The sequence below is a fragment of the Novosphingobium sp. genome (genome assembly GCF_049240505.1).
Lineage (GTDB): Bacteria > Pseudomonadota > Alphaproteobacteria > Sphingomonadales > Sphingomonadaceae > Novosphingobium.
The window spans coordinates 1-11,194 of sequence record NZ_JBMLSM010000069.1 but is presented as its reverse complement, the minus strand read 5'-3'; the positions used below and the strand labels follow the sequence as shown (position 1 = coordinate 11,194).

Sequence of the window (11,194 nt, the reverse complement as noted above, 5' to 3'; positions counted from 1 at the left end):
CCTCGCCCTGAAGCAAATTTGGCTCCGTCACGGTGACCCAGATTGGTCGGAAAGTACTCTAGCTCCGTTTGGACGCACCGCAGGCCTGCGCCAGCGCAAGTACGCTTGAAGGGCCATCCTGGCCGCCGAATTCCACCGTGGCGTTCTGGCCCGCGACAACGATCTTGTCGAACTTCATCAGCCCCTGCAGTTCCTTGGCCGAAAGCGGGTGTCCGTTGCCGCTCTTGTCCGCTTCGACCGGGAAGCGGGAGAGCATCTGGCCTTTGGCATAGACTTCAGCGGTATTGGCCGGACCGTTCACCGATTTCATGAAAGCCGTGGCGCTTTGTGCAGCGGCATCTTTGACACTGGCATGAACCGAACCGTTGCGGAACATGGCGTGAAGCTGCCCTGCGCGGCAGGTGAGTTCGAAGTTGAAGCTGGCCAGTTCGTTGCCCGAAAAGCCGGATACCGACGAAAACGCCTGATAGCTGCCGCGCGCCGGATCGGGCGTGAGCAGGCCGGGCGCGAATACCCAGCGCGACTGCACCGGCGGCTTGGGGCGGCTGGCGCTTTCCACGGCCATGCGGCTTGCGCGGATCGGCGATGCACCGCCACAGACCAGTGAATTGGTTGCCGTGAGCGAACCGTTGCCGGTAAACCAGAACACCTTTTCGCCAACCTTAATGGTCAGCGAGCGGGCGGAACGGATCAGGCCATATTGCTCTGCCGAGAGATAGCCTGCGACGTAATCGGCCACGCCGGTGTGGCTGAGCTGGCCCTTCCCTTCAAGCGCAACGCCAAATTCGGCCCATGCTGACTGCGATTCAACCGAGATGGTGATGACTTTGGGGCGCGTGACCGCCAGCGCCTTGAGCAGGCCGGTGCCGTCTTCGTTGCGGTAAGCGCCGAAGATCAGACGGCGACCGCGCATGTCGTTGGCATCGCACTGCACGCCAAGCATCGCGCCCGATTGCTGCCGTCCGGCTGAAACCAGCGCGGTGCTGCCAGCCTCTGCCAGACGCCAATCGGCCTGCGTTGAGACTACGCCTTCGGCATAGGCCTGTGCAGGCAGGGCGGCGAGCGCGACGGCAGCGAGCCATGTGGATGCGGAGCGCGACATTTCTTGGACCCCCAACTCAATTCCAGTTGAGCCGGTGTTAACCACATCCGGCAAGCATTGGCTTACCAGTGGGATACGCATAAATCCTTAACGCGCTTGACGAAAATGGGATTCTACCCCGCCAGTTCCGCTTCCATCATCTTGCGCATTTCGAACTTCTGCGCCTTGCCGGTAACCGTCATGGCGAAGGCTTCGACCACGCGGATGTGGCGGGGCACCTTGTAGTGCGCGATGCGGCCCTTGCAGTGCGCCAGCACATCATCGGTTGAGAGCAGCTGCCCTTCCCGCCCGATGATCCATGCGCAGACTTCCTCGCCATACTTCTCGTCAGCCACGCCGAAGACCTGCGCATCCTGCACCGCCGGGTGCGTGAGCAGGAATTCCTCGATCTCGCGCGGGTAGATGTTTTCGCCGCCGCGAATGATCATGTCCTTTATGCGGCCCGTGATGCGAATGTAGCCCTGTTCATCCATCGTGGCGAGATCGCCTGAGTGCATCCAGCCTTCAACGTCGATGGCTTCCCCGGTCTTTGCAGGATCATCCCAATAGCCGAGCATGACGGCATAGCCGCGCGAGCAGTATTCGCCCTGTTCGCCAATGGGCAGCGTTTGGCCATCAAGGCCCACGACCTTGGCTTCGGCATGGGGATGAACGCGGCCCACGGTGCCGACCCGCTCTGCTAAAGGATCGTCCGTGGCCGTTTGCGTGGTGAGCGGGCTGGTTTCGGTCATGCCATAACCGATGGTCACCTGCGTCATGTTCAGACGGTCCATGACCTGCTGCATCGTGCTGACCGGACACGGCGATCCGGCCATGATACCCGTGCGCAGGGTGCTGACGTCATATTTATCGAGATCTGGCTGGGCGATGATGGTGATGAACATCGTCGGCACGCCATAGAGCGCGGTGCAGCCTTCAGCCTGGACGGCTTCGAGCGCCAGTCTGGCATCGTAAGCCTCGCCCGGATAAACCATCGCCGCCCCGCTGGCGAGCGCGGCAAGGTTGCCGAGAACCATGCCGAAGCAGTGGTAGAGCGGCACCGGGATGCAGATGCGGTCCTTGTGGGTCAGCCTGATCATGCGGGCGGTGAAGTGTCCATTGTTCAGGATGTTGCGATGGGTGAGCGTCGCCCCTTTAGGGAAGCCGGTGGTGCCGCTGGTGAACTGGATGTTGATCGGGTCGTTGCGGTCGAGCGTGGCATCGACTGCGGCGAGCGCTGCGACATCTGGTTCTGCGCGCAGGGCTTCCCACGGTTCGAAACCTTCGTGTGCCTCATCTCCCAGAACGATAGTGCTGCGTAGCAATGGCAGTTTTTCAGGGCCGAGTTCGCGCAGCATTGCAACGTAATCGCTGCTCTTGAAGCGGGTGGCGGTGACGAGGAACGTGCAGCCAACCTTGTTCAGTGCATATTCCACCTCGCTTGTGCGGTAGGCTGGATTGATCGTGACAAGCACCGCACCAATGCGTGCAGTGGCGAATTGCAGCACGGTCCACTCTGCGCAGTTTGGTGCCCATATGCCGACGCGATCACCCTTCGCCACACCGCACCCGAGCAGTCCGGTAGCAACGCGATCAACCTCGGCATCGAGATCGCCCCACGTCCAGCGAATGCCCTGATGGCGTGATACCAGCGCAAGGTCAGCGCCCCATTGCGCAGCGGCATCGCGCAGGGCCTGTCCGATGGTCTTTTCCAGCAGTGGTTCGTCCACCGCGCCCTTGGCATAGGAAAGCTGCGTCATCGCTTGATGTTCACCACTTGCGTCTGGGTATATTCGGCAAGGCCTTCGACCGACTGTTCGACGCCGAGGCCGCTGTTCTTGAATCCGGCCATCGGGATGTGCGGGCCAATGGCAATATGCTGGTTGACCCAGACCTGCCCGCTTTCAATGCGCGAGGCAATCTCTGCCGCGCGACCGACATCCTTGGACCAGACCGAGCCGCCAAGGCCATATTCGCTGGCGTTGGCGCGGGCGATCACGTCTTCCACATTATCGAATTTGATGAGCGGCAGGATCGGGCCGAACTGCTCTTCATCCACGATACGATCGCCGTCGGTAACATCGCGCACGATGGTGGGACGGATGAAGTAGCCTGCCCGCTCCATCACATCACCGCCTGCAACGACCGTGCCTTCTGCGCGGGCGGATTCGAGAAAGCCCTTCACCTTTTCGAACTGCATCGCGTTCTGGATCGGACCGATCTGGGTGCCTTGCTGCAAGCCGTCATCGACCACGGCCGCTTCTGCAAGGCGGGCGAGTTCGCCGCACATCGCATCGTAGATATCGGCGTGAACATAGGCCCGCTTGATGGCAAGGCAGACCTGCCCGTTGTTGAGGAAGGCATTGCCGAAGATAGCCTGCGCGGTTTCGCGCACGTCAACATCCTCAAGCACGATGGCCGGATCGTTGCCGCCGAGTTCGAGCGTGACCCGCTTGAGGGTATCCGCGCCGCTGGCAGCAATACGTTTCCCGGTAGCGGTAGAGCCGGTGAAGCCCACCTTGGCGACATCGGGATGCGCCGTGAGGTGCGCACCGAGGTCGTTCGCATCGGTGATGATGTTGACCACCCCTGCGGGAAAAACATCGCGGCAAATCTCGCCAAGGATCAACGCGCAGACGGGCGTCGTGGGCGCGGGTTTGAGTACGATGGCATTGCCTGCCAGCACGGCGGGGCCGATTTTCCAGCAGGCAACCAGCAGCGGGAAGTTCCACGCGATAATGCCCACGACCACGCCGAGCGGACGATGCTTCACCGCGATGTAGCCGGTTTCATCATCCTGGATTATCCGCTCCAGCAGTTCCAGCGTGGCGTAATGGCGCAAATAGCCATCGGTCCATGCGAGTTCGCCCAGCGCTTCGGCCAGAGGCTTGCCCTGTTCCATCGTCAGTGCGCGGGCGATCTCGTCCTTGCGGGCAGCGATGGCGTCGGCCAGTTCGATCAGCTTTGCCTGGCGATCTGCCCAAGGCAACGCAGACCAGCCCGGCACCGCCGCCTTTGCCGCTGCGATGGCGGCATCGGCCTGTGCGGTGCTGGCGCGGGGAACCGTGCAGAACGGCTCCCCGGTGGCAGGATTGATCACGTCCATCGTCATGTCGCCATCGACGAGTTGGCCGCCGATCAGCAGCTTGTATTCGGTCATTATCCTCTCCTGGCGGCTTTGCCGCCTTGATGGTCAGGCTATCAGAATTTCATGCCCACGCTCACCCCATATGTGCGCGGGTTGCCGATGTGATTGTAATCGAAGCCGAAACCGGCGAGCAGATCGACGCGCGAGGTAAAGTAGAACTTGTCGGTCAGGTTCTTGCCCCAGACGGAAGCGTTGAAGCGGCCATCGGCGCTTTCCCAATCGATGTGCCCGCCGACAATGGCGTAGCTGGACTGGCGCAGCCGGGAGACGTTGAGCACTTCGAAGAACTGGCTCGACTGGTACGATATGTCAGGGTGGACGGAGAACTTGCCCATGTCACCATCGAACAGCGTCAGATCGACAGTGGTATTGAAGGTAAAGCTCGGCGCGTTGGACAGGCGATTGCCCGCCACGTTCACGCCGCTGACGATACCGCGCTGGATGCTGGTGGATAGGACGCCCACGCCGGAATGGATGGTCAGTTGATCGGTGGCGCGGATCGTCAGTTCCGCCTCGCCGCCGTAGATGCGCGATTTGGGGATGTTCAGCAGGGTTTGCGCCGCAGTGGCCGGATCGATGTTGATGAACTGCTGGTTCTTGTAGTCGTAGTAGAACCCGGCAAGGTTCAAGGTGATCTTGCGATCCATGAACTGGGTTTTCAGACCGGCTTCGTATGAGGTGACTTCCTCTGGCCGGGCAATGGAAAGTTCGGACGGATCGAAGAAAGCCTGCGCATTGAAGCTGGGTGCGCGGTAACCACGGCTGACACTGGCGTAGAGCAGGTTGCCGCCAGCCAGCTTGTAATCCACGCCGATCTTGCCGGAGAGGTTGTCCTGCGAATAGCGAAGCGACGAAAGCGGGATGAGGTTTGCGATCAGCGTGCCATCCACGCCCAGCGCATCGGACGAGAAATTGCTCTGCGTGCCGGTGTCGTGCGTGTAGCGCAGGCCGCCGCGCAGGGTGATGGCATCCGTCGCCGCGAACTTGAAATCGGAATAGAGCGCGTAGCTGTTCTTTACCTGATCGAACTGGTTGCGGAACAGGCAGGCAAGCGGAAGGCCCACCGCGCAATCGTTGGCGGTGATGCCGGGCAGGCCATCGGAATCGATATCCTTACCGATCTCGAACGTGGTCTGGTTGTAGACCTTCTCACGGTTGTAATAGGCACCGAGGATGAAATCGAACGGTCCGCCGGTGTCGCTGGTCAACCGCAGATCCTGTGCGAACTGGGTGGCGCGGTCGAGATAGGGGATTTCCAGCAGTTCGGTGGCGGTGCCGTCGGTATCTTCGTAGAATGAAAGGTTGCCCTTGTCCCACGAGGTGATGCTGGTGACGGTAAGCGTGTCGGACACATCGAAGGTGCCGGTCAGCGCGACCGAATATGTGCGGGCGCGGCGCTTTTCATCGATATTCGAAGCGATTTCGCGTTCACCGAGGCCGGGGCGGTTGGCGGCTTCGGGCTGCGCGTAGATGCCGTAGTTCCGGGGGTTCTGGAAGCTGGTCGAAGCGCGCAGGACGAAGCGCACGGTGTCGCTCGCCTCCACGTTCAGCGTGGCGCGGATGGCGTATTCGTCGGTCGATGCCAGATCGGGCTTGCCGGGCACCACGTTCTTGAACCAGCCATCGGCGCGGCTGTAGGTGCCCGCAACGCGCAGCGCGGCCTTTTCGCTCAACGGCAGGTTGATCGCACCGTTCAGATCGACGCGGTTGTAGTTGCCATAGCCAGCGTTGGCATAACCGCTGGTTTCGCCAAGTTTTGCGGGTGCTGCGATGATGTTGACCGCGCCGCCGGTGGTGTTCTTGCCATAGAGCGTGCCTTGCGGGCCGCGCAGCACTTCCACACGCTCAAGATCGTACATGGCAACGCCGAGGAACGCGAAGTTGCCCTTGTAGACTTCATCATAATAGGTGGCGACCGGGCTGGACTGGTTGAGGCTGTAGTCCGACATCGAAACGCCGCGCAGCGCGAAGATCGGCGTGTTGTCCCCCACGATGGACGTCAATTGCAGGTTGGCGACCTTGGTGACCAGATTGTCCACGCTGTTCACCCGCGCCTTGGCCAGCGTATCGCCGCCGATTGCCGAGACGGAAATCGGCACCGACTGCAGGCTTTCGGCGCGTTTGGTGGCGGTGACGACAATCTCGCCATCAGGCACTGCCGTTTCAGCCTGCGCATCCTGCGCGAAGGCTGGTGTTGCGGCAAAAATGGATGCGGTGGCGATCCCTGCCAGCGCGATTCCACGATAAAGACGTTCCCTCATGACTTGCCTCCCGAATGTCAGGGTTGATGCGTTCCTGCTTCTTCCTGCGTGAACCCTGCCACCAGTCGCGCTCTCATTTCGGCGCGTTCCAATCGCAGGGGGTGGCGGCGCAACTGTCCGATTTCTTCCGGGGTGTAAGGCCGGAAATCGGCGGGCAGATGCGCCGCATCAAATGTGTAGAGCGTCCAGTTGACGAGGTTCGCCAACCGCACATTATCGAGATCGACGGTCGAAACGCCGGGCACGCGCCCCAGAAATTCGCGCCCGCCCGGCACGGACAGGAACTGCGCGACAATATGCTTCATCGGCGGATTGGACTTGTCGTCCCCGCCCCCGTCTGGGCGATGGCAGCCTTGGCATTTCAGCATGTAATCGACGCGGGCCTGCTTCGGATCAGGCACGCCCCGCATTGTGCTTTCGCTGGCTCCCGCAACCGCGCTTGCCGCCGCGACGGCAGCAAGTGTGGCGGAGAGAAGCAGCATGAACTTCACCGTCCGCCGACCTCTGCGTGGAGTTTGCCGATATCGGCGGGCGAAAGCGTGCCCACCGATGCGCGATGCGTGGCCACCTCCTTATCGGTGAAGAGCTTCATCGCCGGGCCGGTTCTGGCGACCTGTGTGCCGACATGGTTCAGGACGGCTGCGGTTGCGGCATCATCCAGCGATTGTGCGGGCATGACGCCGCGATAGGGCTTGCCCTCAACCGTGATCGGCCCGGAAATACCGCGCGTAAGGACCAGAACGAGATAGCGCCGACCGGCAGGCTTGGCCGCAAGTGCGCGGAAATCGCTGGCCAGCGGCGGGAATGCACCGGGCAGGCCTGCGCCGGTCTTGGTGTGGCAAGCTGCGCAACGGGCATAGATCGCCGCGCCATCGGGCGCAGCCGTTGCAGGCAGCGACAGCGTCGCCACGGCAAGCACTGGCGCCAAAACTGCTGCCAAGGTCGCGGGCGCTTTCACTTCTGCCCGTCCATTGCCACGCCGATAATCACGGCGGTGGAGCAGTTGTAGATGCTGCTCTCGGTGCCGAGGCACCAGTTGTAATCGTTGTTTGACTGGGGCCGAACCTGCGGGCGGTCACCTTCATTGCGATTGCACAGGCACTGGCCGCACGATGATACGCCACAACAGTCGTTGTAGCTGATCACATAAGCGCGGTTGTCAGCCGGGTTGGCGCATGTGCCCACCCATGTGATGGGAGACATTTCGGTGCCCGGCGGACATGTGCTGACCGAACCACCGCAGCACGAACACAGGAAGCCGTCGATCGCGCAATAGCGCCAGTAATCGCAGCTTGCCTGATCGCCGGGGTCTTGGGGATTGCCTGACGAGATGGGCGCATGGCCCCCTGCCCCACCGTGCGGACTGCCAGCAGCGGCGCGGGCGACGGGGAGGACGGGGAATACCGCAGCCCCGGTGATCGTCGCGCCCAGCCATGCCAGCGTGCTGCGGCGCGATGTGCCACGCGCCACACGGCGTGTCAGGCGCTCGGTCCATTTGTCGAAAGCGCTCATCGGTCAGGCCTCCTTCCGGCGGGCGAGGAAATCCTGGATCGAGGCGACGCCGCGCTCCTTCGCTTCGAACAGGCTTTCAAGGTGTTCGCGGCTGTTGACGAGGCCGAGCGAGGCAACGCGGCCCGCTTCGTCCAGCAGCACGGCATAGGGCAGCTTTGAGACGCCGAAAGCACGGCCCAGCGCTTCGGACAGCACCGTCGGCACCCGCTCAAGCCCGTGCATTTCGCGCAAGCTCTGGTATTCGGCCTTGGTGCCATCGCCCGCCACCACAACATCGAGCCAGTCAGCCTCAGCACTGGCAGCAGAGCGCACCACCGGCAGCAGTGACTTGCACATCGGGCAATCGGGCGAAGCGAAGAACAGCAACTGGCTGCGGCCTTCACGCTTGCCGCCGATTTCCAGCGGTGCGCCGTCGATTGTCGTCACCGTCATCGGGCTGGCGACTTCGCCGACCTCAACTTTCTGATGCAACGTCAGAGCGCCTGCGGGCGCAATGCGTTCGTGCAGGATGCCGACCTGACGGGCCAGTGCTGCAATCAGCAGCCCTTCCACGATCACGGCGGTCCACAACAGGATCTGCGAAGTCAGCATCACGATTTCCTCCAGCGAGGGTGGGGAATGGCGAGAAGTTCAGAGGCACCGAGATAGAGCGCCAAAAGACCGGCGGCGGCGAACGGTGCGTCAAGCGCAAAGCCCTCTGCCGCCGGCAGGGTGGAAACGGAGATTGCCAGCAGGGCAAGCAGTGTGGGCCGCGCGATGATGGGCCAGTCCACCGGCTTTTCACGCGCCACCAGATCGCACCCGCAATCCAGCGTCCGTCCGCGCTGGCGCAGCAAGGCTGCTGCATAGGCCAGCCAAACGCCCGCTGCGATCATCGCGCCAACAGGCCGCAGTGCTGGCACGAGCAACATGGCGGCCGCCGCGAGTTCAAGGCATCCTGCCACGATAAGGGCGAGTTGTCCGTGCCGGTAAAGCCCGGTCAGCCGTGCGGCGGCGACCGTCATGCGATCATGCGCCAGCGCCTTGTGCGTGGCAGAACCCGCCAGCAGCAGCGCAAGGAAGAGGGAGAGCGCGGTCATCTCAAGGTGCCGTGATCAGGATGGGGTTTGCTCCGCCCGCAGTGCCCAGCGAGCGGACGAACGCGCCAGTTGCCGCATCGTGGACATCGATCACGCCATCGGCGCGCGCGACAATCAGTTGCGGTTTGGCTTCCTTGGTCAGCCCGATGGCGCTGGCGATGCCGCGAAGGGCGATGCGGGCCACGCGGGCCTTCTTTGCAGGATCGGCAACCCACACTTCGGTCCCGCCATCCTTGTGGCTGCCTTCGCGGCCATTGGGACTCATCAGGACATAGAGTTTGCCCGCACTGTCAGTTGCGATCACCTGCCAGCCGCCGGGACGCCATTCGGGCGCAGCACCTTCTGCCGTGCCGAGATCGAACGCGCCGGGAATCGCCTTGCCCACGTCGCCGGAAAAATCGAAACCCTGAATGCGGCCATGATAGCTGACAAACCATGCTGTCTGCCCCTGCCATGCGGGCGTTCCAAACAGGGGCTGGTTGTCGATATCGTGGATGTTCTCGACAACCTTTGATGAGAACGCCTGCCCATCCGGCCCCAGCTTCACGCTGATCAGAGAGCCATCGGCGCAGAAACTGGAGAAGCCGCGCGCGCCCGTGGGATAGAGCTGCGCGCAGCCGGGCAAATCGATCTCGGCGATCACCTTGCGCGCATCGAGATCGAGCACGCTGACCGATTGTGCGGGCGTGAAGTTGGCAACCAGCGCCCACTTTTCCGCATTGGTGAACTGAAACACCTGCGGGTAGGTGACCGACTGCTGACGCTTGCCGCCCGGCATCACGATTTCACCCTTTGGCTGGAGCGTGGCCATATCCCACAAAGTCACCACATCAGTGCGTTCGCCACGGGTCAGCCGCGAATAGAACGTTTCCGACGTCAGCACCTCACCCCGCCGGGGCGAAACCAGCATGTTGGCAAACTGCGCCGCGCGGACGATCCCGCGCACTGGCCGTTCGGGAGAGGCGGTGTCCACCAGCATGACGCGCCCATCGACGATCGAACTGAAATGGAAATCGTGAACCAGAACCCAGCTGGACGGCCACTGAGCGGGTAGCGTGTTCACTACGGGAATCTGCTCTTCCGGCAAGGCGTTCGGATAGGCTGCTGGCGCAGCGGGTGCGGCCAGCGCTGGTGCCTCCACGATTGCCGTGATCGAAACCGAGGCTGCAAGAGCCAGTGCAAACGACCTCATCCGAGAACTCCCTGCCCCGCCGATCTTGAACAACCGGCGATGCGTCATAGTCTCAAACAGGCAACAATTCTGTCAAGTGACCTAAATATGTCGTATGACAAGTTTTATATTGATGCTATAGTCGACTTAGAAATGAGGAATTTCACTTATGGATCAGCATGATACCCACCTCATCACGGTAACGGACATGATCATGCCTGAACGGGATGGCGGTTATCTCAAGGGCAATGAGACGCGCGAACTGATCCTGCGCACTGCGCTGTCGATCCTGATCGAAGAGGGATATCGCGCCATGTCGATGCGCCGAGTCGCAACCGCCTGCGGCATGAAGTTCGGCAACCTCACCTACCATTATCGCAGCCGCGAAGACCTTGTGCGCGAACTGCTGGATGCGGTGATCCGCGCCTATGAAGTGGAATTCGCCACCATCATGCACATGCCCGGCGTGCCGCCTGAGGAGCGCCTCAGCCGTCTTTGCACATTGGTGCTGGACGATATCCGCTCAAAGAAGACCACGCGGTTCTTCCCCGAATTGTGGAGCCTTTCGAACCATGATGCTTTCGTGCTGGAACGAATGCAGGAACTCTATGTCCGCGCCCGCGCGCCCTTGCTGGAAATTATCGCAGAGATGCGGCCTGATCTGACAGGTGAGGAGCGTGAAATCATTGCGCTGTTCATCTCGGCATCAATGGAAGGCATGACCATTTTCGCAGGCCACGAAAAGCCTTTCGAACCGCGTATGCCGCAGCTTGAACGGATCGCAATCGCCACGTTCTGCCATCTGGTGAAAACCATCACGCCGGAAGAGATCGCTGATCTTAGAGCACTTTCCGACCGATCTGGATCATCGTGATTGCGATAGGAGACTCGCTGGCAAGGCGCAGCGTGCAGCAGGGGCTGGTTGCCCCTGCAAGCGATGCA

At 61.6% G+C, this 11,194-nt stretch carries 11 protein-coding genes; 1 reads left to right on the top strand and 10 read right to left on the bottom strand.

Annotation, left to right across the window (positions count from 1 at the left end):
- Nucleotides 1–58 precede the first annotated feature (58 nt).
- The 10 genes from ACOVQ0_RS06110 to ACOVQ0_RS06065 form a co-directional block, all read right to left on the bottom strand.
- The gene (locus ACOVQ0_RS06110) at nucleotides 59–1,102 is read right to left on the bottom strand and encodes a hypothetical protein (RefSeq protein WP_421881539.1); all 1,044 of its coding nucleotides are present in this window, start codon (nucleotides 1,100–1,102) and stop codon (nucleotides 59–61) included.
- Between the two features lie 113 nt (nucleotides 1,103–1,215).
- Complete coding sequence (locus tag ACOVQ0_RS06105) at nucleotides 1,216–2,841, bottom strand: AMP-binding protein (protein ID WP_421881537.1); 1,626 nt, start codon at nucleotides 2,839–2,841, stop codon at nucleotides 1,216–1,218.
- A complete protein-coding gene (locus ACOVQ0_RS06100; protein WP_421881534.1) occupies nucleotides 2,838–4,241 on the bottom strand; it encodes an aldehyde dehydrogenase family protein in 1,404 nt (467 codons plus the stop codon). The genes ACOVQ0_RS06105 and ACOVQ0_RS06100 overlap by 4 nt, the downstream gene beginning before the upstream one ends.
- A gap of 41 nt (nucleotides 4,242–4,282) precedes the next feature.
- Nucleotides 4,283–6,490 carry a TonB-dependent receptor domain-containing protein gene (locus tag ACOVQ0_RS06095; RefSeq protein ID WP_421881531.1) on the bottom strand — a complete coding sequence of 736 codons (2,208 nt, stop codon included), beginning with the start codon at nucleotides 6,488–6,490 and terminating at the stop codon, nucleotides 4,283–4,285.
- 17 nt (nucleotides 6,491–6,507) lie between these two features.
- Nucleotides 6,508–6,972 carry a cytochrome C gene (locus ACOVQ0_RS06090; protein WP_421881528.1) on the bottom strand — a complete coding sequence of 155 codons (465 nt, stop codon included), beginning with the start codon at nucleotides 6,970–6,972 and terminating at the stop codon, nucleotides 6,508–6,510.
- Nucleotides 6,973–6,977: 5 nt separating this feature from the next.
- Nucleotides 6,978–7,430 (bottom strand): c-type cytochrome, encoded by a 453-nt coding sequence (locus ACOVQ0_RS06085; protein WP_421881525.1) that lies wholly within the window; start codon nucleotides 7,428–7,430, stop codon nucleotides 6,978–6,980.
- 14 nt (nucleotides 7,431–7,444) lie between these two features.
- Nucleotides 7,445–8,002, bottom strand: coding sequence for a methylamine dehydrogenase light chain (locus ACOVQ0_RS06080; protein WP_421881522.1), 558 nt, complete (start codon nucleotides 8,000–8,002; stop codon nucleotides 7,445–7,447).
- Nucleotides 8,003–8,005: 3 nt separating this feature from the next.
- Nucleotides 8,006–8,593: a thioredoxin fold domain-containing protein gene (locus tag ACOVQ0_RS06075; protein WP_421881543.1), complete on the bottom strand. Its 588-nt coding sequence runs from the start codon at nucleotides 8,591–8,593 to the stop codon at nucleotides 8,006–8,008.
- A complete protein-coding gene (locus ACOVQ0_RS06070) occupies nucleotides 8,593–9,081 on the bottom strand; it encodes a MauE/DoxX family redox-associated membrane protein (protein WP_421881519.1) in 489 nt (162 codons plus the stop codon). The genes ACOVQ0_RS06075 and ACOVQ0_RS06070 overlap by 1 nt, the downstream gene beginning before the upstream one ends.
- A 1-nt stretch (nucleotide 9,082) precedes the next feature.
- Nucleotides 9,083–10,273 carry an amine dehydrogenase large subunit gene (locus ACOVQ0_RS06065; protein WP_421881516.1) on the bottom strand — a complete coding sequence of 397 codons (1,191 nt, stop codon included), beginning with the start codon at nucleotides 10,271–10,273 and terminating at the stop codon, nucleotides 9,083–9,085.
- Between the two features lie 148 nt (nucleotides 10,274–10,421).
- Between ACOVQ0_RS06065 and ACOVQ0_RS06060 the strand changes: the two genes are divergently transcribed.
- Nucleotides 10,422–11,126 carry a TetR/AcrR family transcriptional regulator gene (locus ACOVQ0_RS06060; RefSeq protein WP_421881513.1) on the top strand — a complete coding sequence of 235 codons (705 nt, stop codon included), beginning with the start codon at nucleotides 10,422–10,424 and terminating at the stop codon, nucleotides 11,124–11,126.
- Nucleotides 11,127–11,194 lie beyond the last annotated feature (68 nt).